Origin of the sequence: Mycobacterium sp. 3-98, assembly GCF_035918355.1 — a bacterium.
Classification (GTDB): domain Bacteria; phylum Actinomycetota; class Actinomycetes; order Mycobacteriales; family Mycobacteriaceae; genus Mycobacterium; species Mycobacterium intracellulare.
Genome location: NZ_CP142360.1, coordinates 3676614 through 3696644 on the forward strand (window position 1 = coordinate 3676614; position 20031 = coordinate 3696644).

At 67.5% G+C, this 20031-nt stretch carries 22 protein-coding genes; 13 read left to right on the forward strand and 9 right to left on the reverse strand.

The window, feature by feature from the left end:
* Positions 1 to 6: 6 nt before the first annotated feature.
* Positions 7 to 339, reverse strand: a complete 333-nt coding sequence (locus QGN30_RS17395; protein WP_051473039.1) for a hypothetical protein — start codon at positions 337 to 339, stop codon at positions 7 to 9.
* Between the two features lie 151 nt (positions 340 to 490).
* Here QGN30_RS17395 and QGN30_RS17400 point away from each other — a divergent pair, with 151 nt between their 5' ends.
* Together QGN30_RS17400 and QGN30_RS17405 are read left to right on the forward strand one after the other, a co-directional pair.
* Complete coding sequence (locus tag QGN30_RS17400) at positions 491 to 1585, forward strand: NAD(P)H-dependent amine dehydrogenase family protein (RefSeq protein WP_038535901.1); 1095 nt, start codon at positions 491 to 493, stop codon at positions 1583 to 1585.
* A gap of 66 nt (positions 1586 to 1651) precedes the next feature.
* Positions 1652 to 2791, forward strand: a complete 1140-nt coding sequence (locus tag QGN30_RS17405; protein ID WP_263650155.1) for a MalY/PatB family protein — start codon at positions 1652 to 1654, stop codon at positions 2789 to 2791.
* A gap of 11 nt (positions 2792 to 2802) precedes the next feature.
* On the opposite strand, the gene QGN30_RS17410 is transcribed toward QGN30_RS17405, so the two are convergent.
* On the reverse strand, positions 2803 to 3531 hold the full coding sequence (locus QGN30_RS17410; RefSeq protein ID WP_008255737.1) for a DUF2652 domain-containing protein: 729 nt from the start codon (positions 3529 to 3531) through the stop codon (positions 2803 to 2805).
* Between the two features lie 111 nt (positions 3532 to 3642).
* On the opposite strand from QGN30_RS17410, the gene QGN30_RS17415 reads away from it, so the two are divergent.
* The 6 genes from QGN30_RS17415 (at position 3643) to QGN30_RS17440 (ending at position 8444) form a co-directional block, all read left to right on the forward strand.
* Positions 3643 to 4548, forward strand: a complete 906-nt coding sequence (locus QGN30_RS17415; protein WP_008255736.1) for a haloalkane dehalogenase — start codon at positions 3643 to 3645, stop codon at positions 4546 to 4548.
* A gap of 139 nt (positions 4549 to 4687) precedes the next feature.
* A complete protein-coding gene (locus tag QGN30_RS17420) occupies positions 4688 to 5173 on the forward strand; it encodes a MarR family winged helix-turn-helix transcriptional regulator (RefSeq protein WP_009952290.1) in 486 nt (161 codons plus the stop codon).
* Positions 5174 to 5376: 203 nt separating this feature from the next.
* Positions 5377 to 6093, forward strand: a complete 717-nt coding sequence (locus QGN30_RS17425; protein WP_038535890.1) for an NAD(P)-dependent oxidoreductase — start codon at positions 5377 to 5379, stop codon at positions 6091 to 6093.
* A gap of 19 nt (positions 6094 to 6112) precedes the next feature.
* Positions 6113 to 6481, forward strand: coding sequence for a DoxX family protein (locus QGN30_RS17430; RefSeq protein ID WP_009952292.1), 369 nt, complete (start codon positions 6113 to 6115; stop codon positions 6479 to 6481).
* Positions 6478 to 6903 carry a hypothetical protein gene (locus tag QGN30_RS17435; RefSeq protein ID WP_009952293.1) on the forward strand — a complete coding sequence of 142 codons (426 nt, stop codon included), beginning with the start codon at positions 6478 to 6480 and terminating at the stop codon, positions 6901 to 6903. Before QGN30_RS17430 ends, QGN30_RS17435 begins: the two co-directional genes overlap by 4 nt.
* Complete coding sequence (locus QGN30_RS17440; protein ID WP_009952296.1) at positions 6900 to 8444, forward strand: multicopper oxidase family protein; 1545 nt, start codon at positions 6900 to 6902, stop codon at positions 8442 to 8444. Before QGN30_RS17435 ends, QGN30_RS17440 begins: the two co-directional genes overlap by 4 nt.
* A gap of 31 nt (positions 8445 to 8475) precedes the next feature.
* Here QGN30_RS17440 and QGN30_RS17445 read toward each other — a convergent pair whose 3' ends face one another.
* Positions 8476 to 9204 (reverse strand): 3'(2'),5'-bisphosphate nucleotidase CysQ, encoded by a 729-nt coding sequence (locus QGN30_RS17445; RefSeq protein ID WP_095763094.1) that lies wholly within the window; start codon positions 9202 to 9204, stop codon positions 8476 to 8478.
* A 170-nt stretch (positions 9205 to 9374) separates the two neighbouring features.
* Between QGN30_RS17445 and QGN30_RS17450 the strand changes: the two genes are divergently transcribed.
* Entirely contained in the window at positions 9375 to 9938 is a 564-nt protein-coding gene (locus QGN30_RS17450) for a hypothetical protein (protein ID WP_014382325.1), read from the forward strand.
* Between the two features lie 51 nt (positions 9939 to 9989).
* Here QGN30_RS17450 and QGN30_RS17455 read toward each other — a convergent pair whose 3' ends face one another.
* On the reverse strand, positions 9990 to 11165 hold the full coding sequence (locus QGN30_RS17455; protein ID WP_009952300.1) for a thiolase family protein: 1176 nt from the start codon (positions 11163 to 11165) through the stop codon (positions 9990 to 9992).
* A 151-nt stretch (positions 11166 to 11316) separates the two neighbouring features.
* Here QGN30_RS17455 and QGN30_RS17460 point away from each other — a divergent pair, with 151 nt between their 5' ends.
* Positions 11317 to 12447 (forward strand): NDMA-dependent alcohol dehydrogenase, encoded by a 1131-nt coding sequence (locus tag QGN30_RS17460; protein WP_014941720.1) that lies wholly within the window; start codon positions 11317 to 11319, stop codon positions 12445 to 12447.
* Positions 12448 to 12476: 29 nt separating this feature from the next.
* A complete protein-coding gene (locus QGN30_RS17465) occupies positions 12477 to 12869 on the forward strand; it encodes a DoxX family protein (protein WP_008255727.1) in 393 nt (130 codons plus the stop codon).
* 252 nt (positions 12870 to 13121) lie between these two features.
* Here QGN30_RS17465 and QGN30_RS17470 read toward each other — a convergent pair whose 3' ends face one another.
* Complete coding sequence (locus tag QGN30_RS17470) at positions 13122 to 13481, reverse strand: bleomycin resistance protein (RefSeq protein WP_014711398.1); 360 nt, start codon at positions 13479 to 13481, stop codon at positions 13122 to 13124.
* 119 nt (positions 13482 to 13600) lie between these two features.
* Here QGN30_RS17470 and QGN30_RS17475 point away from each other — a divergent pair, with 119 nt between their 5' ends.
* The gene (locus tag QGN30_RS17475) at positions 13601 to 14344 is read left to right on the forward strand and encodes a sensor domain-containing protein (protein ID WP_008255725.1); all 744 of its coding nucleotides are present in this window, start codon (positions 13601 to 13603) and stop codon (positions 14342 to 14344) included.
* A gap of 44 nt (positions 14345 to 14388) precedes the next feature.
* Here QGN30_RS17475 and QGN30_RS17480 read toward each other — a convergent pair whose 3' ends face one another.
* The 3 genes from QGN30_RS17480 to htpG form a co-directional block, all read right to left on the reverse strand.
* On the reverse strand, positions 14389 to 15408 hold the full coding sequence (locus QGN30_RS17480) for a TIGR03617 family F420-dependent LLM class oxidoreductase (protein ID WP_008255724.1): 1020 nt from the start codon (positions 15406 to 15408) through the stop codon (positions 14389 to 14391).
* A gap of 42 nt (positions 15409 to 15450) precedes the next feature.
* A complete protein-coding gene (locus QGN30_RS17485) occupies positions 15451 to 15666 on the reverse strand; it encodes a hypothetical protein (protein WP_008255723.1) in 216 nt (71 codons plus the stop codon).
* A gap of 69 nt (positions 15667 to 15735) precedes the next feature.
* Positions 15736 to 17670, reverse strand: coding sequence for a molecular chaperone HtpG (gene htpG, locus QGN30_RS17490; protein WP_326565084.1), 1935 nt, complete (start codon positions 17668 to 17670; stop codon positions 15736 to 15738).
* Between the two features lie 115 nt (positions 17671 to 17785).
* Between htpG and QGN30_RS17495 the strand changes: the two genes are divergently transcribed.
* Positions 17786 to 18406: a TIGR03085 family metal-binding protein gene (locus QGN30_RS17495; RefSeq protein WP_009952304.1), complete on the forward strand. Its 621-nt coding sequence runs from the start codon at positions 17786 to 17788 to the stop codon at positions 18404 to 18406.
* Positions 18407 to 18487: 81 nt separating this feature from the next.
* Here QGN30_RS17495 and QGN30_RS17500 read toward each other — a convergent pair whose 3' ends face one another.
* Positions 18488 to 20029: a class I adenylate-forming enzyme family protein gene (locus QGN30_RS17500; RefSeq protein ID WP_014379857.1), complete on the reverse strand. Its 1542-nt coding sequence runs from the start codon at positions 20027 to 20029 to the stop codon at positions 18488 to 18490.
* Positions 20030 to 20031 lie beyond the last annotated feature (2 nt).

Consider the following 20031-nt stretch of genomic DNA (forward strand, 5'->3'; position numbering starts at 1 on the left):
CTCCTTTTATTGGGTGGCGGCGCGCGCGGCGCGTTCTAGGTAGGGCCAGGCGACGTCGGGGGCGCTGCCGCCGCACCGCGGGTGCAGCGGCAGCGGCCGGCCGCCACGGACGTACTCGGTTGCCTCGGCGGTGGTGAAGATGCGGTAGGGGCCGCCCTCCGCGCGCAGTGCGTCCACGCTGTCGGCCCGGGTGATGCTGGCCACCGGGTCGTCATGGGGGCGGTAGGACGCGGCCATCACCGCGTCGTGCACCAGGTGCGGGCCCAACTCGTCCCAGGCCCGGCCCACGTCGTCGGCCACGAAGCCCGGAGGCGGGAAAAACTCGGATTCGGCCCTCACCGCTGCAGACTAACCTAAAATTTGTTCGCTAAGATAGTGCCTGCTTTCTTAAACCTGACCGCCCGGACCGGCCGCGCGTCGCGAACACACGAAAACCGCGGCGGCCGTTGGTCTTAGACCGGCGGCTGATATGGACTTGAGGAGGAACGAGATGACGACTCATCGCGTGGTGGTGTGGGCGACCGGCGGCATCGGCTCGATCGCCATCCGCGCCCTCGCCCGGCGCCCGAATCTGGACCTGGCCGGCGTCTGGGTGCACTCGGACGACAAGGTCGGCAAGGACGCGGGCGAACTGGCCGGCGGGGAGGCGATAGGCGTGGCAGCCACCAACGACGCCGACGCGCTGATCGCGTTGAAGCCGGACTGCGTCATCTACGCGGCCAGCGGCCCGGAACGCGACGCGCTGGCCATCCCGGACTACGTCAAGCTGCTCGAAGCCGGGATCAACGTCGTGACGACCAGCACCACGCGGCTGGTCAACCCGCACGCCTACGAACCCGCGGAGTGGCGCGACCAATTGGTCGCCGCCGCCAAGCGGGGCCAGGCATCGCTGTACGCGTCCGGGATCGAGCCGGGCTTCGCCGCCGACTACCTGCCGCTGGTGCTGTCGACCCAGTCGTCGGTCATCGAAAAGATCCACTCGTTCGAGATCGGCCTCTACGACGATTACGGGGTTCCCGACATCATGAGCGACGCGCTGGGTTTCGGCCGCCCGCTCGACTACCAACCCTGGATCGGCTTTCCCGGCGCGATCGCCGGCGAATGGCAGGGCCAGATCCGGTTGATCGCCGACGCCCTCGGGGTCGAAGTCCAGGAAGTCCGTGAGGGTTTCGATCGCGCGGTCACCAACCGGACGCTGGAAGTCGCGATGGGCACCGTCGAGGCCGGAACCTGTGGCGCGCTGCGGATGCAGGCGATCGGGGTGGTCGACGGCCGCGAGGCCATCGTCATCGAGCACGTCACCCGGCTCGCCCACGACGTCGCGCCCGACTGGCCCATCGGGATCGGCGACCTGTCCTATCGCGTCATGATCACCGGCGACCCCGACCTCGACTGCACCCTGGCGGCGACGCTGCGGGATCCCGGCCGGGCCGGGATCGCGGGCATGACCTCGGGGGCCGGCGCGATGGTCGCCACCGCGATGCGCGTCGTCAACGCGGTGCCGTATGTCGTTGCCGCGAAGCCGGGATTGCTCAGCTCGGTCGACCTGCCGTTGACGATTCCGAAGCACGCGTTCGCCACATAATCTGCCCGAGTGACTTTTAATCCCTTCGAAGAGCTCACGCTCGAGCAGTTGCGGCTTCGCACCAGCATGAAATGGCGGGCGCATCCCGCCGACGTCCTGCCGCTGTGGGTCGCCGAGATGGACGTGCACCTGCCGCCGACGGTGGCCGAGGCGCTGCGCAGGGCCCTCGACGACGGCGACACCGGATACCCGTGCGGCACGGCGCTGGCGGAGGCGGTCAGCGAATTCGCGGCGCGGCGCTGGGACTGGGACGACTTGGAGGTGGGCCGCACCGCGCTCGTTCCCGACGTCATGCTCGGCATCGTCGAGGTGTTGCGTCTGGTCACCGATCGCGGTGACGCCGTCGTCGTCAATCCCCCTGTGTACGCACCGTTTTACGCGTTCGTGGCGCACGACGGCCGCCGCGTGATCGAAGCGCCGCTCGCCGAGGGGCGCATCGATCTGGGCGCGTTAGCGGAGGCCTTTTCCCGGGCCCGCGCGACGCACGGGAACGTGGCCTACCTGTTGTGCAATCCGCACAACCCGACCGGCACGGTGCACACGCCCGAGGAGCTGCGCACGGTGGCCGAACTCGCGCGCGGATACGGCGTCCGCGTGGTGTCCGACGAGATCCACGCGCCCGTCATCCTGCCGGGATCGCGGTTCACCCCCTTCCTGACCGTCCCCGGAGCGGAGAACGCCTTCGCCCTGACGTCGGCGTCCAAGGCCTGGAGTCTGTCCGGGCTGAAGGCGGCGGTGGCGATCGCCGGGCCGGAGGCGGCCGCCGACCTGGACCGGATGCCGGAGGAGGTCAGCCACGGGGCCAGCCATCTCGGCGTCATCGCACACGCCGAGGCGTTCCGCAGCGGCGCCGACTGGCTCGACGCGACGCTGTCCGGCCTCGACGCTAACCGGAAGCTGCTGGGCGAGTTGGTCGCCGAGCAGCTGCCCAGCGTGAAATATCAATGGCCACAAGGCACTTACCTGGCGTGGCTGGACTGCCGGGCACTCGGTATCGACGAAGAGGAAAGCGATGGCCTCGCGGTGGTCGCCGACCTGTCCGGACCCGCCCGCTGGTTCCTCGAGCACGCCCGGGTGGCGCTCAGCTCCGGCCACGTGTTCGGCACCGGCGGAGCCGGGCACGTGCGGCTGAACTTCGCCACCTCACGCGCTATCCTCACCGAGGCCCTGTCGCGCATGGGCCGCGCCCTCGCCGGCGCTCAGTAGCGGCGCGGGGGCTACGCGGAGATTTCTTCGGTCCCGCGCCCCAAGTTGCGGAACCCCTCGGCGGGCTCCCGCATGCCCAGGGTGAACGGCAGGGTGTTGAACTCCAACTTCATCGTCGCGCCAAGCCGGCGCAAGAAACTGCGCTCGGACTCCACGGCGGGAACCTGCAACGACGCGAGGTCGATGTAGTGCGTCGACGTTTCGCCGATGCCGTCGAACACGTGCAGCATGGGTGTGCACAGCCCACGCATCGACTCGTCGAGGCATTCCGCGACGGGATCGGTCATGAGCACGTATTCGGCTACCGGCACCATGTTTTTCAGCATTCGGTGCACCAGGATTACATCGAAGCCGGCCAGCTCGACATGGCGCTTCACCTTCTGATCCGCCACCTCGCCCACGTGCACGACGAACTTGAGCGACAGCTTCTCCAGCTGCGCGCAACTCGCGCACTGGCAGGCGATGTCGTTTTTCATCCGCTCCCGTCGCTCCAGGAACGACGTGCGCATCCGTGACAGCCGCTCGCACACCACCACTTTGGCGTTGGTGTCCGGTGCCCAGAAGAATGCGGCGTCGCCCTCGAGCTTGGCCAGCTTCAGCCCCTTGGCGGCGTTGATGACCGACTCCAGCAGGCCCGCGACCGTCAGCTGGGCGTGGGCAAGGTGCGTCCGGTTCCACTGCATGTAGTGCGTGTAACCGCCGATGTCGGCTATGAGCAGAACCGCGCGCCGAATTGCCATGAATAAGCCAGTTTAATGGCCGGCGCGGCCCAGCTCAATGAATCTCCCACTAGACGAATGCGCCTCGGCGAGAGAGGCTAGCAGAGGTGCCGGTTCACCGGAGGAGCTGATATGCATGTGCTGCGAACCCCGGACTCCCGTTTCGAAAACCTGGAGGGCTACCCGTTCGTAGCGCATTATCTCGACGTCACGGCAAGCGACACCCGGCCGCTGCGCATGCACTACCTCGACGAGGGGCCGATCGAAGGGCCGCCGATCGTCCTGCTGCATGGCGAGCCCACGTGGAGCTATCTGTACCGCTCCATGATCACGCCCCTGACCGACGCCGGGAACCGCGTGCTGGCACCCGACCTGATCGGTTTCGGCCGGTCGGACAAGCCCAGCCGCATCGAGGATTACACCTACCAGCGGCACGTGGAATGGGTGGTCTCGTGGTTCGAGCACCTCAATCTGTGGGATGTCACGTTGCTCGTGCAGGACTGGGGATCGTTGATCGGGCTGCGCATCGCCGCCGAGCAGCCCGACCGCGTCGGGAGGCTGGTGGTGGCCAACGGTTTCCTGCCCACGGCGCAGCGGCGCACCCCGCCCGCCTTCCATGCCTGGCGCGCCTTTGCGCGCTACTCCCCCGTGCTGCCGGCGGGACGCATCGTGGGCGCCGGGACCGTCCGCCGGGTGTCGTCGAAGGTGCGGGCCGGGTATGACGCCCCCTTCCCGGACAAGACATATCAGGCCGGGGCCCGCGCGTTCCCCCAGTTGGTCCCCACCTCGCCCAGCGATCCGGCGATTCCGGCCAACAGGCGGGCGTGGGAGGCGCTCGGGCGCTGGGAGAAGCCGTTCCTGGCCATCTTCGGTGCGCGCGACCCCATCCTCGGGCAAGCGGACACCCCGCTGATCAAGCACATCCCCGGCGCCGCGGGCCAGCCGCACGCCCGCATCAACGCCAGCCACTTCATCCAGGAGGACCGCGGACCCGAACTGGCCGCACGCGTCCTGTCGTGGCAGCAGGCCCTGCTCTGAGACGGCGGGAGTACGCGCGGCCGGATGCCGAGAAACTGTACCGGCCGATGACGATCTTGTAGGATGATAATCCCTGCACTGGCAACGCTTCTACTTAAAGCGTTGCGGCGCAAACAGTCCAGTACTTGAGGAGCCGACGTTGGCCAAGCCGCCGAGTGAACATCACTCCGGCATTGCTGAACTCGACGAACGAATCCCGTTTCTCCTCGCGCAACTCGGCGCCCATATCAGCAGCGACTTCCAGCGCCGGCTTTCGTCGATAGGGGCCGACCCCCGCACGTACGCAGTTCTGCTGGCACTCGCTAGTGCCGACGGCCAATCCCAGCGTCAGCTCTCCGAACGCCTCGGGATCCACCGCAATGCCATGGTTGTGGTCATCGACCAGCTTGAACAGCGAGGACTCGCAAAGCGGTTACCGCGCCCCGAGGATCGGCGCGCGGTCGCTGTCACGCTTACCGCCAAGGCCCGCCGCCTGCTGCCCGCGCTGCATGAGCAGGGCCGCAACCTCGAAAACGAAATAGCCGCGCCCCTGTCTGCGAAAGAACGCGACACGCTGCGCCGCCTTCTTCAGCGCGTCGCCGCGGGGGCAGGGCTCATTCCCGGAGTTCATCCCCAACTGGCGTGATCGTCGGTCATTGACCAATCGGCGGGCGCGACGAGGCAATGCGCTCGTCGGCCGCATTCCCTAAGCCATACGGCGCGAAGTCACGACACCATGCTGCTGGCGCCGTGCAGCGCGGCTTCAGTCTCCCTACATTCAGTCTGGCACCGTGCATAATCGTCATGTACCGTGATAATCACTAGTCGTGACAAATTGGGAAGCGAACGATGAAGACGGTCATCTTCGGAGCCAACGGGCCAACGGGTCGACTCGCCGTCAGATGCGCGCTGACCGCCGGGCACGCCGTGGTCGCCGTGACCCGACATCCACGCGAATTCCCCATCACGCACCCGCAATTGAGGGTTGTGGCGGCCGACGTGCGGAACGACTCCGCCGTCCGTGCAGCCATCGCAGGGGCCGATGCCGTGGTCTCGGCGCTCGGGGTGCCCTTCGCCCGCCACCGGGTCGACACCTATTCGACCGGAACGACCAACATCGTCAACGCCATGCGTGCGTCGGGGACGCGCCGCCTGATCGTCGTGAGCTCCACGTCGGTACATCCCACGCGACGCCTGCACGCCCCGCGCTTGCTGCGCCTGATCGACCCCATCATCAGGACGACGATCGGTAAGACGGTGTACGACGACATGCGCCGCATGGAAACCATCGTGTGCGGCAGCGGCCTCGACTGGACGATCGTTCGGCCCTCCGGCCTGTTCGACCTGCCCGAACCGACCGACTACATCAGCGGACCCATCGAGCCGGTGGGCGCGTTCACCGCACGTATCGACTTGGCCGACTATCTGATTTCCCTCGTCACCGACTCGGCTTCCCTCCGGCGCATCGTGGTCATCTCGACGACCCAGTCCACCCCGACCCTGTGGCAGATGGTACGTCGAGAGGCACTGTCGGCCAAAGACTCTGACTCGATACCGACGAGATGAATTCCCCGGGGAGGACACGGTGCACACCGCATATTTGATCGTGACATTCACTGCGATCGCCTTCGATGGATTCTCGGGTATCGCGGCGCTGGTTCACTTCGCGCCGATTCTGCCCGGGATGGCGAGCGCGGGCGTGCCGGTGTCGTGGTTGAGGTTTCCTATCGGCACCCTGAAGACATTGGGAACCGTGGGACTCATCGTGGGCCTGTGGATACCGGCAATAGGCATTGCCGCCGCTGCGGGGTTGGTCATATTTTTTGTGTGCGCCGTGTACACCCATGTGCTGGCCCACGACATCACGGGCCAGATGATGTTCGGCGGATTCCTGCTGGCGCTCAACTGCGCCGCCCTCGGCGTGGCGATTGCAGCACACCCGGCGGTCCTGTGAACGCCGGTGGCCGGCGAGGCCCGACCACACGGGGACCGCTGCTGTTGGCGCGTGCCAGCACCGCATCGATGGTGGTGCTCGCGCTCGCGCAGGCCACTTTGGCGGGCAATTTTCTCGGCGGCCAGTACGACGCGCTGATGCTGCACTCGCTCGGGGCGAAAGCGATCACCCTCACCTCTGCGGTGCAAGTCGCTATCCTCGCCTGGATCTGGCGTCTCGGCGGCCCGCGGGGCGCGTTCTTGGGCGGCGTGGCGCAGACGTTGTTGCTCGTCGCCGAGTTCGCCGCAGGCGAACTGCGACTGACTGCCGTACACGTTCCGCTGGGCGTATTGCTCGTCGTCGGGATTGTCCAAGTGGCGACGGTGATTTGGCGCACCCCGCTGCCGGCTCGGCGCGCCGTCGACGGCGAGGTGGCACCGTGAAGCGGCGCACCCTGCTGCGCGCCGGCTTGCTCACGGCGGGCGTCGGTGTCGCAGGAGCGGGATGGCCCGCGGCGCAGCTGGCGCTGGGTCCCGCCGAGCCCGGCAAGCTGCTGCGCAGCCAGGTACCATTGCCGCCGCTCTACCGGACGCGGTTGCCGATCCCAATTCGGCTGGCCCCCGTCGCCAGCGACGCCGCAAGCGATTACTACGAGATCACCCAGTGCGCCGCCGATCTGCCGATACTGCCCGGCCTCACGACGCACGCCTGGACGTATGGCGGAACCTTTCCCGGTCCCACAATCGTCTCCCGGTCGGGTCGGCGCACCGTGATCCGCCACCACAACGCGTTGCCCGTTCCCGTTGCTGTGCACCTTCATGGCGGCCATACCCCGCCCGACAGTGACGGTTATCCGCTCGACCTCATCGAACCACAGGGCCCGAAGGTCACTCCCGGTGACGGCGGCATGGCGGCGGGAATGTCACGCAATTCCGTTGTCGGGCAACGCGAATACGTCTACCCCATGCAGCAACGCGCGGCGACGCTGTGGTATCACGACCACCGAATGGGCTACACCGGCCAAGCCGTCTGGCGTGGGCTCGCGGGATTTCACCTCGTTCACGACGATGAAGAGCTGGCCCTGCCGCTGCCGAAGGGTGATCGCGACATCGCGCTGATGATCACCGATCGATCGTTTGCCGCGGACGGCTCGTTCCAGTACCCGCTCGCCGACGGCGGTGAGGTCGCCGCCCCCTATATGAACGGCGTGCTCGGCGACGTCGTACTGGTCAACGGCGCGCCATGGCCCGTGCTCGACACCGATCCCGCACGGTATCGATTCCGAGTACTCAACGCCTCCAACGCCCGCCGCTACCGATTGCGGCTCGACCCGCCACCACCCGAGGGACCGCCGTTCACCCAGATCGGAAGTGACGGTGGGCTTCTGAGCAGTCCGATCACGCATGACGCGATCGACATCGCGCCGGCCGAACGCTTCGACGTCGTCGTCGACTTCTCCCGCTACCGTCGCGGCACCCGGGTACGGCTCGTCAACACCCTTGGCGCACAGTCCACTACGGAGGTCATGCGCTTCGACGTCCTCGGCACCGACCGCTCAGACGAATCAAGCATTCCCGAACGGCTCAGCGAAAGCGTTGCACCCCTGGACCGGAGGCGTGCCACGACCACCCGCACCTTTCTGTTCGGACAAGGCCGGGCCGGTGTGTGGACGATCAACAACAAGCCCTACAAGCCCGGCACTCCGGTTGCGACGCCGCGCATCGGCGATGTCGAAGTCTGGCGCTTCATCACCGACATCCGGCATCCAATCCACGTCCATCTCAACCCGTTTCAAGTCTTGTCGCGCAACAACAAGCCGCCCGGGCGCTTCGATCACGGTTGGAAAGACACCGTCGACGTGGCCCCGGCCGAAGCCGTGGAAGTGATCGTGCGGTTCACCGACTATCGCGGAACCTATCTGGTCCACTGCCACAACCTCGAGCACGAGGACATGGCCATGATGGCGGATTTCGTCACGGTCTAGCAGTCCCCTGGACGCAGGCCGGCGCGGCCGGTCAGCCGGTAACCGCGAGTACGGCCTCCGCGAGCTCGGGACGACACACCACGAGGTCCGGCAGCTTCGGGTCCGGCTGGTTGTAGGCCAGAGCGGACCCGTCGATGCGGGAGGTGTGCAGCCCCGCGGCGCGCGCCACCGCCACCGGGGCCGCGGAGTCCCATTCATACTGCCCGCCGGCGTGCACGTACACATCGGACAAGCCCTGGACGATCGACGCCACCTTGGCGCCGGCCGAACCCATTTCGACCAGAACGCCGTCCAGCGCGTCCCGGACGTTCAGCGCGATGGCGGGCGGGCGGGTGCGCGAGACCACGATCCGCGGCTTGCCCGGCGCCGCCGGAGGCGACGCGATGTCGGGCGTGGCGAACGTGATGCCCTGCGCCGGCAGCGCCACGGCGCCGGCAACCAGCTCGCCGGCCTCCCACAACGCGACGTGCACCGCCCAGTCGTCGCGCCCGAGCTCGGAGAACTCCCGCGTCCCGTCCAGCGGATCGACGATCCAGACGCGCTCCGCGCGCAACCGCACCGGGTTGTCGGCGCCCTCCTCGGACAGCACCGCGTCGCCGGGGCGCTGCGCGGCGAGCGCAACCATCAGAAAGTCGTGGGATCGCTTGTCCCCCGCGGCTTTCCGTTCGTTCGCTTCCGCGTCGGCGAACTCCTGCCGGACCCCGAGCAGCAGCTGGCCCGCGTCGGTGGCCAACCGCGCGGCCAGGTCATGGTCATTCATCGGCGCCTCCACGGAATCCTCGATAAGTTGGCAGCGATGACCAACTTTACCCTGAGAAGCCATCGCGGGTTGCCACCCCCGACCAGAAACTGGTCCGTAATCTGGTGGTTGTGAGCGGCAACGCCAACGTCCCTACATCGAGGCGGTTGCGGCACATCTCGCGGGGGCGTTTGATCGCGATCGGCATCGCGGCGGTCGTGCTGGTCGGGGTTTTGGCCGTCGTGGGGGTGCGCGTAACCGAAGGCAACCACAGCGCGACGGGTCCCACCACCAGCCCACCGCCGTCGGCACCGGAGAGCTTCGCCATCCCCGGCTGCTACAACCCGTCCGTCCCTCCGGTCGCGCGTCCCAAGAAGCTCAACGTTCTGGGGTGCGCCAGCGTGGCGGTTGCGCTGCAGGACATGTCGTGGAACTCCTGGGGACCGCAGGGCGCCGACGGAACCGGCACGGCCGTGTTCAAGCTCTGCGACCCGAATTGCGCGACGGGATCTCAGCTGACCGAGCCGGTCGTGGTGCACGCGTGGAATCCACAGCCGCCCCGGCGCGAAGCCATCTGCCAGGCCGGCCTGGAGATTTTCGCCGACATGATCCTGGCCTTCCCCAAAGACGTCCCGCCGCCGTCCGTGCAGCAGATGAACACGCAGTACGACGGAAAACCGGCCGTGCACTTCGCCAACTACGCCAGCGGCGACACGCGCGGCACCCAGTTCATCGGCTACACGTTCTGTAACTGACGCCGCTAGACCTGATGGCGGCGACCCGCTTTGCCGCCCTCGCGATCGCCGCTAGACCTCGATGACGACAGCGCCGCCCTGGCCGCCGCCGGCGCACATCGCCGCGACGCCGATGCCGCCGCCGCGGCGGGCCAGCTCGTAGGCCAGCGTGGTCACCATGCGCGCGCCGGAGGCCGCGATCGGGTGGCCCAGGCTGCAGCCGCTACCGGAGAAGTTCACCTTCTCCTCGTCGAGGCCGTATTCCCGGCACGCCGCGATCGGCACGGACGCGAACGCCTCGTTGATCTCCCACAGCGCCACGTCGCCGGGCGACAACCCGGCGCGCTGCAACACCTTTCCGATGACCTTGACCGCACCCAGGCCGCAGTCCCGCGGCGGCACGCCCGCGGCGGCCCACGCCCTGACCGTGCCCATCACGTTGAGCTTCTCCGCGTCGGCGTACTCGCGGTCGACCAGCGCGACCGCGGCCGCGGCGTCGTTGGTGCCGCTGCTGTTGCCCGCCGTGATCGAGAAGCCCTCGATCTCGGGGTGCAATACCTTGAGGCCGGCCAGCTTTTCGACGGTGGTGTCACGGCGGGGGTGTTCGTCGACGGCGAACTCGATGACCGAACCGTCCGCCTGCGAAATCTTCAGGGGCAGGATCTCATCGACGAACTTGCCCGCGTCCTGGGCCGCGACGGCGCGCTGGTGCGAGCGGGCCGCCCACGCGTCCATCTCTTCGCGCGTGATGCCGACGGTCTGGGCGGTGTTCCAGCCGACCGTGATCGACATGTCCTTGGCCGGCGCGTCGGGCGTCTCGACGTGCGTCGGCGGCATCCACCGCTCCTCGAACTTCAGCTCGGGTCCGGGGATGCGCCAGTTGGTCAGCGGCGTCATCGACAGCGACTGCACGCCGCCGGCGATCAGCACCCGCTCCATGCCGGAACCGATCTGCGCCGCCGCGTTGCCGATCGCGGTGAGGCTGCCCGCGCAATGCCGGTTGACCGATTGACCGGGGACATGCTCGAGGCCGGTCGCGGTGGCCGCATACCGCGCGAGATCGCCGCCCCCGTAATGGGATTCGGCGAAAATGATGTCGTCGATGGCAGCCGGGTCCACACCGGACCGGCGCACCACCTCGGGAAGCACCGCGGTGATCAGCGTCTCGGGCGGCGTGTTGACCAGCGTCCCCTTGAAGGAACGGCCGATCGCCGTTCGGACGGCTCCAACGATGACGGGTGTACCCATGTTTTCAACCTCGAGCGGTCTGGCGGCGTTCAGTCGCGGCGAATCGTTTCAAATACTGTATAGACAATAGTATTGGTCTAAGTTCGGTGGGGGCCGGTCTGTGACCGCGCTAACAATTAAGCGGTTAGTACACGTTCAGGAGGCCTCCCCGTTGAAAACCAAAGGCGCCCTGATCTGGGATCTCAACGAACCCTGGGTGATCGACGAGATCGAGATCGGCGATCCCCGCCCCGGCGAGGTGACGGTCCGGTTGGAGACGGCAGGGTTGTGCCACTCCGACCACCACCTGCTGACCGGTGACTTCCCCATCCCCTGCTTCCCGGTGCTCGGCGGGCACGAGGGCGCCGGCATCATCACCGAGGTCGGCGACGGTGTCGAGCACCTGGCCGTCGGCGACCACGTGGTCATGTCGTTCATCCCCTCCTGCGGCAAGTGCACGCCGTGCCAGACGGGGCTGCGCAACCTGTGCGACCTGGGCATGGGATTGCTGTCGGGTCAATCGGTGTCCGACGGATCGTTTCGGGTGACCGCGCGGGGCCGCGACGTCATCCCGATGTCACTGCTGGGGACGTTCGCGCCGTACGCGGTGGTGCACCAGACCTCGGTGGTCAAAATCGATCCCGCGATCCCGTTCGACGTGGCCTGCCTGGTGGGCTGCGGGGTGACCACCGGCTACGGCTCGGCGGTGCGCAGCGCGGCGGTCGCACCGGGTGAGGACGTCGCTGTCATCGGCATCGGCGGCGTCGGCGTCGCGGCGCTGCAGGGCGCCCGCATCGCCGGGGCCCGACGGATATTCGCCGTCGATCCCTACGAATGGAAGCGCGAGCAGGCGCTCAAGTTCGGCGCCACAGCGGCTTTCGCGGACGTGGGCTGCGCCGCGGCCGGCATTGCCGAGGCGACGCGAGGCATGATGTGCCGCAAGGTAATCGTCACCGTGGGCCACGTGGACGGCAAAGACATCGAGTCGTGGATGGCGCTGACGGCCAAGGGCGGAGTATGTTGCGTCACCGGCATGGCCAGCGTGATGGCCAACGATGTCACCCTCAACCTCGCCGGGCTCTCGCTGCTGCAGAAAAGCTTGCAGGGCAGCATTTTTGGTGGCGGCAATCCCCAGTACGACATCCCGGCGATCCTCGAGTTGTACAAGCTGGGGCAACTCAATCTCGACGACATGGTCACGCGCGAGTACACCCTCGAGCAGATCAACGACGGCTATCGCGACATGCTCGAGGGGCGCAACATTCGCGGCATCATCCGCTACACCGACGCCGACCGCGGGTAGGCCGTGGCCGCAATGGGCACAATGTCTCCATGACAACGAGACCCCTCGCCGGCCGTGACGCCACCCAGCGACTCGCCTTCCGCGTCGCGGCGATGCTGCTCGGCATCGGCACCCTGCACTTCGTGGCGCCCAAACCGTTCGACTCGATCATCCCCGTCGAACTGCCCGGCAGCCCGCGGCTGTACACCTACGGGTCGGGAGTGGCCGAGCTGGCGATCGGGGCGCTGCTGGTGCCGCGACGCACCCGGCGAACCGCCGCGCTGGCCGCCGTCGCCCTGTTCGTCGGGGTCTTCCCGGGCAACGTCAACATGGTCCGGTTGTGGTGGGACAAGCCGTGGGCGATGCGGATCGTGGCCCTGGCCCGGCTGCCGCTGCAGATTCCCATGATCACCACCGCGCTCAGGATCCGGCGCGAGAGCTGACGCGCGCGTCGCGGCATCACCGCTTGTTGACCACGGCCGTCACGTAGGGAGCTTTGGCGCCGCCCGGGGAGGATGACCGCAAATGCCCACCTCCGAGCGACAACCGCGCGGGGTGGTCCGGTGTTGGGGCGGTGTCCCGCCGCTCCCGCTCGGATTGTCGCTCGGAGGTGGGCATTTCGTCTGTCGCCCGGCGGAGGGACGCGTGTTGCGCCTGTGACCACTGCGCCACGAAGCCGGCGCGACGGCCGAAGATCAGGTCAGGGGCGAGCCGACCCGGTGCGCGGTCCCGTCGGGATCGACATAGGCGAACTCCCGCAATCCGTAGGGCGTGTCCTGCGGCGCGATCAAGCGGCCCTCGAGATTCTCCAGCGCGGACCACTCGGCGTGCAGCGCGTCGGCGTCGCTGACGTAGAAGTACACGCTCGCGGCGGTGCGCAACGGGTCGTGTTCGTCCCACTCGGTGAGGTGCAGCGACACCGACCCGCGGTCGACGAAGCCGTAGCGGTCCGGGCCGTCGTATGCGCGCGCGTCGAACCCGAGCCGCCGGTAGCGGTCCAGGGCGACATCGAGATTCCGAACGGGGACGATCGGCGCGACGGACGCGAAGTTCACTGCGGACACCCCGCGAAGATAGCGCTTCGCGCCGAACCGGCGCGCCGCGGCCAGTGCTGTCGTATGCTCCACCGCAAACGACCCCTGAGGAGTCGGCTCAAGCAGAAAGGGCACCCACCATGCGCCAGCTAACTGCCGCCGTCGCCGTCGCCGGGCTACTGGTCGCCGGGTGCGGTGACAGCAGCGCAGGCGACACCGCGGCGTCGTCGAGCACGACCACCACGGCGTCGCCCAAGACTCCCCTCGCGAAGGCCGCGCTGCCCGACCTGATGCTCAGCCCCGACGACATCGACAGCGCGCTGGGCACCCGGGGAACGACGAGCGACCCGCCGTTCACCAACCTCGGCGAGGACCCGGTGCACCGCACCGACTACACCTTTCCGCCCGAATGCAAGTACACGATCCATGCCGGATTGGCGTCCGAATACGCCGACAGCGGAAGCACCGGCGTGTACGGCTACCACGACATCGCACCGACGCCGCCCCGCGGCAACCAATTGGAAAGCCCCGACGTCTACCAGTTCGTGGTGTTGTATCCCTCCCCCGAGCAGGCGAACGCCTTCTTCTCCACGTCATCTCAGCGCTGGCCCGCCTGCGCCAACCGCCAGGACACCGTCCCCGCCGACGGCACCCACCCCGAGCTTCAGTGGAAGGTGAGGCAGGTGTCCAACGCCAATGGGGTGCTGAGCACGTCGGTGATCGTGACCGTCAACGGGGACGGCACGAACGTCACGATGCCCTGTCAGCGGGCGCTGACCGCCCGCCGCAACGTCGTCATCGACGTCGACGTGTGCCGCAAGGATGTCGGGGACCTCGGCGTCAACATCGCCAATCAGATCGCCGCGAAGGTCGACAAACAGTAGCGGACTCCGATGCTCGACGGCCCCGATAGCCTTCTGCCGTAACGCTATTGGCGGTGCCGTATCCGCCGCGCCACCTCGCCGTAGCGCTCGAAGCGGTCCTGGTCGGCCACGGAGTTGTACATCACCAAACGCGTTGCCATGCCGGCGTATTTGTCGGTCAACGCGTCGGCCAGGCCGTCCCAGCTGGACTCGGTGGCGAAGACGGCGATGTGGTCGTCGCTGACCTGGGCGGCCATGCCGGCGAAGTCTCCGGCCTTTTGTTTCTCCCGGATCCGGGCGGTCGTGCCCTCGAAACCGGCCTCGTCCCAGATGAACGCGTAGTTGGGCGTGCTTCCGTAGAACGCCATGCTGGCGCGCACGACTTCGCGCTGCTTGTCGCGCTCCTCGTCGCTGTCACCGACGATCGTCATGACGGGCACGATGATCGCGAGGTCCGACACCGAACGCCCGGCCTTGGCCGCCCCTTCGGCGACCGTCGGCAGGACGTGGCGGGCCAGGTATCCCGGTTCGCCGATCGGGTGGACGTGCACCCCGTCGGCCACCTCGCCGGCCATCCGCAGCATCCACGGATTCACCGCCGCGATATCGACTTTCGGGTCGACAGCGCCGATGGGTCCCGGGCTCCACTGCGGGGTGATGAAGTCGAGATCGTAGAAGTCGCCGTGGTGGTCGAGCGTCCCGGAGCGAAAGGCCGCGAAACACGCCTTCACGGCGAGCAGGTAGTCGCGCAGCCGCGGCCCGGGCCGTTCGAAGGCCGTGCCGTAGCGCCGCACGACGTGGGTGCGCACCTGAGTTCCCAAACCCAGCCGGAACTTTCCCTCGGTCGCTTCCTGCAGTTCCCACGCCGCGGCGGCGGTGACGAAGGGGCTGCGCGGGAACGCCACCGCGACACCCGTGGACAGCTCGAGACCGGGCGCGGCCTGCGACGCGACCGCGGCGTTCAGGTAGGCGGTGCGGCCCGTCTCGGTGAACAACAAACCGGAGAAGCCGGCGGATTGGGTCCGGCGGGCAAGTTCGCCGATTTGAGCGAGCGGCTGGGGCGTCGTCATCGCGTCGACATGCATGGTGGGAGCCTACGTGGCCGGCCGCGCGCGACGATCGTTGATTCAGCGCTTCGTCGGCCGTCGGCTCACCGGGGCGGTAAAGCCTTCGGTGTCATCGAAGAAGGCCCACTGCCCGTCGTCGTTGACCTCCATGCGCCAGCCCAGCTCGGTGTTGCCGCCGACCGAGTGGACGAACCATGCGTGCGCGGCCTCGGCGTTGGCGAAATTCTTCGTCGCGACCACCCGCCCGTGAGGGTCGATGACGCGGAACTCAGCCATGGGACCTAATTATCCCCACCCGCGGCGTTTCAATCCGAAAAACTTCGGCATCCGGCGCCCAAGCCCGGCCTACACCGTGCGGGCCAACCGATCGGCCAGCATCTCGGCAAACCGCGCCGGATCGTCGAGCGCGCCGCCCTCGGCGAGAAGCGCTGTGCCGTAGAGCAATTCGGCGGTCTCAGCGATGGACGGGTCGTCGCTGCGGTCCTGGTGTGCCTGGCGAAGGCCCGTGACCAGCGGGTGGTTCGGATTGAGCTCGAGGATCCGCTTGCCCACCGGGATGTCCTGCCCCGAGGCGCGGTAGAGGCGGGCAAGCGCGGGCGTGATCCCGAAGGCGTCGGTGATCAGGCAGGCCGGCGAGTCGGTCAGCCGGGTGGAGAGCCGAACTTCCTTGACGTGATCGGCCAGGGTGTCCTTCAGCCAGGTGAGCAGGTCGGCGAATTCCTTCTGCTGCTCTTCGCGCTCGGCCTCGCTCTCGTCGCCCTCGGCGCTGAGGTCCACCTCACCCTTGGCGATCGACTGCAGCGGCTTGCCGTCGAACTCCGTCACGGTCCCCACCCAGACTTCGTCGACCGGGTCGGTGAGCAGCAGCACCTCGTAGCCCTTGGCCTTGAACGCCTCGAGATGCGGCGACTTCAGGATCTGCTGACGCGTCTCCCCCGTGGCGTAGAAGATCTGCGTCTGGCCGTCCTTCATGCGCTCCACGTACTGGGCGAGCGTGGTGGCTTCCTCCTCGCTGTGCGTCGAGGCGAACGAGGAGATCTGCAGCAACGTGTCCTGGTTGTCGAAGTCCGACAGCAGGCCTTCCTTGACGACCCGGCCGAATTGGGTCCAGAAGGTCCGATAGTCGTCGGGGCGCTCGGACTGCAGATCCTTGATGGTGGACAGGACCTTCTTGGTCAAGCGCCGGCGGATGGCGTTGATCTGGCGGTCCTGTTGCAGGATCTCGCGCGAGACATTGAGCGACATGTCCTGCGCGTCAACCACACCCTTGACGAAGCGCAGGTATTCGGGCATGAGCTGGTCGCAGTCGCCCATGATGAACACGCGCTTGACGTAGAGCTGGATGCCGATCTGGGCGTCGCGGTTGAACAGATCGAACGGCGCGTGCGACGGAATGAACAGCAGCGCCTGGTATTCGAAGGTGCCCTCGGCCTTCATCGCGATGACTTCGAGCGGGTCGTCCCACGCGTGCGCGATGTGCTTGTAGAACTCCTTGTACTCCTCCTCGGAGACCTCGTCTTTGGGCCTGGCCCACAGGGCCTTCATCGAGTTGAGGGTCTCGGTCTCGATGGTGACGGTCTCCTCGCCGCCTTCCTCGGCAGCCGGTTCCCGGCGCTCGACCTGCATACGAATGGGCCAGGCGATGAAGTCGGAGTACTTCTTGACCAGACCCCGAAGCTTGAACTCCGAGGTGTAGTCGTGCAGCTCGTCCTCGGCGTCTTCGGGCTTGAGGTGCAGGATGACCGACGTCCCCTGCGGCGCACCGTCGATCGATTCGATCGTGTAGGTGCCCTCGCCGCTGGATTCCCATTTGGTGGCGTCGCTCTCGCCGGCCTTGCGGGTGAGTAGTTCGACCTTGTCGGCCACCATGAAGCTCGAATAGAAGCCGATGCCGAACTGGCCGATGAGTTCCTCGGAGGCGGCCTCGTTCTTGGCGTTCTTGGCCTCGCGGAGTTGCTGGCGCAGCTCGGCGGTGCCCGACTTGGCCAGCGTCCCGATCAGGTCGACCACTTCGGCGCGGGTCATGCCGATGCCGTTGTCGCGGATGGTCAGGGTGCGCGCCTGGTGGTCGACGTCGATCTCGATGTGCAGGTCGGAGGTGTCGACGTCGAGGTCCTTGTTGCGGAACGCTTCGAGCCGCAGCTTGTCCAACGCGTCGGAGGCGTTGGAGATCAGCTCCCGCAGGAACGAGTCCTTGTTGGAGTAGACGGAGTGGACCATCAGATCCAGCAGTTGCCGAGCCTCTGCCTGAAACTCCAACTGCTCGACGCGCGCGTTCATGACTTCTCCTATATCTCCTTTCCAGGGCCGGACGGTCTCAAATTTACCGAGCCGCCGGCCGTCGGTGTGTGGTGGACCCGTCCTCTTCGGGGGTGACCGGCTCTACGCTGAACCCATGTCTGTTGCTCAACGCGAACGCGCCGCCCTGGTGGACACCATGCGCGAGGTCGGTCCGGACGCTCCCACCCTGTGCGAGGGCTGGACGACGCGGGACCTGGCCGCCCACCTGATGATCCGGGAGTATCGGCCCGACGCCGCCCCGGGCATCCTGATCCCGTTCTTCGCCTCCCACACCGCCAAGGTGCAAAACCAGGTGAGCGAGCGAAACGAGTGGGACGAGCTGGTCGGCAAGGTCGCCGCCGGCCCGCCGGTCTACTCCCCGCTCAAGCTGCTCGACCCGGTCGCCAACGTCGCCGAGATGTTCATCCATCACGAGGACGTGCGCCGCGCGCAGCCGGGCTGGCAGCCGCGCGCGCTGGAGCCCGCGCTGAGCACGATGCTGCGCCGCACCCTGCCGCTGATGGCCCGGATGACGCTCGCCAAGGTGCCCGCCCGGGTGGCGCTGCGCACCCCGGAGGGCAAGACGTTGCTCACCGCCGGTCAGGGTCCGGCGGTCACGGTGACCGGCGCGCCCGCCGAGCTGTTGCTGTTCTCCGTCGGGCGCGCGGCGCAGGTCGAGTTCGACGGCGACGCCGCGGCGGTGCAGGCGGTTCGCGACGCGCCCAAGGGGTTATAGCATCGCGCCGCGGGCGTAACGCCACGGCGAAAAATTCAGCGGAATCTCGCCGTGGCGTTACACGTGCGCGAATAGGGAAGGTCACCCAAACGCCGCGCGCAGGTCCTTTTTGATCACCTTGCCGAATTGATTGCGCGGGAGCGTGTCGACGACCACGAGATGTTCGGGGTGCTTGTAACGGCTCAGCCCCCGCGATTGGCAGTGTTGCACAAGGGATTCCAGCGTCACACCGTCGGCGGTGGCGGGCACCACGACGGCGCAGACGCGTTCGCCGGTGCGCGGGTCGGGGATCCCGATGACGGCGACGTCGGCGACGGCGGGATGGGTCGCGAGCGCATTCTCGATCTCGAGGGCGGAGATGTTCTCCGCGTTTCGGATGATCGCGTCTTTGGTGCGACCGGTGACGCGGACGTTGCCGTCCGCATCGATCAGGCCGAGATCGCCTGTGCGCAGCCACCCGTCGTTGTCGAAAGCCTCGGCGTCCAGCGAAGGATCGGCGTAACCGAGGAAACATTGGGGGCCCTTGAGTCGCAGCTCCCCCTCCTGGCCGGCGCCCAGTTCGACCTCGTAGTTGTCGACCACGCGAACCTTGACCCCGGGCACCGGCGGGCCGACGGTGTGGTCGAGCACCTCCGGCGGGGCGGTCAGGGGCGGCGAAGTCGCACACGGAAACTCGGTCATCCCCCACGCGTTGGCGATCCCGGCGATGCCGAAGGTCTCCCGGACCTGCCGTCCGAGTTCGGCGGTGATGGGCGCGCCTCCCGCCAGGCCACCCCGCACGGACGGAAACAACGGCCGATCACCGTGGGCGCGTTGGGCTTCCAGGAACGCCACGAAGAACGGGGTGGCGGTGCCCAGGAACGTCGGGTTGTGGGCGGCGATGGCCAGCGGCGTCGTCGCGGGGTCGAACGACGCGAACAGCGCCAGCCGCATGCCGGTCAGCAGGGCCGTCGCCAGCATCGCCGCCCCGCCGATGTGAGCGATCGGGAAGGCGATGGGGTCCACGTCGCTGCTCGTGGCCCCGACCATGCCCACCACCCCCGCCGAGCCGGCGATGACCGAGGTATCGGTGTGGCGGATCCCTTTGGGGTCCGCGGTGGTCCCGGAGGAGTAGTAGACCCAGCGGGCGTCGTCGGCCGATCGTGGGGGCGCGGGCAGGGATCCGTGGTGGGCGCCGGGCAGCCGCAGCCCGCCGGACGGAGGCGTTTCCAGGTCGAGGGTGATGACCTCAAAACCCTTGTCCCGCGCCAACTCGCGGGCCAGGCCGCCATGGTCGAAGCCGCGCCAAACATCTGGTGCCACAAGGAATTCGGTGTTCAACTGGCCGGTGATGAAGCCGACTTCGCTCTCGCGCAGCAACGGGATGATCGGGTTTTGCACCGCGCCCAGCCGGGCCAGCGCGGACATCACCACCAGGGTTTCCAGGGTGGTGGGCAGCTGCCAGGACACCACGGTCCCCGCGCGGACACCCCGTTCGGCGAAGGCGGCGGCAGTGGCGCACGCGGCGTCGTGGAGCTGGCGTGCGGTCAGGCTGCGACCGTGCTCGTCGGCGAGAAGCGGCCGGTTCGATCCACGTTGCGCCGCATCGGCAATCAACGCCCAGAACGTGCCGGCGCCAGCCAACG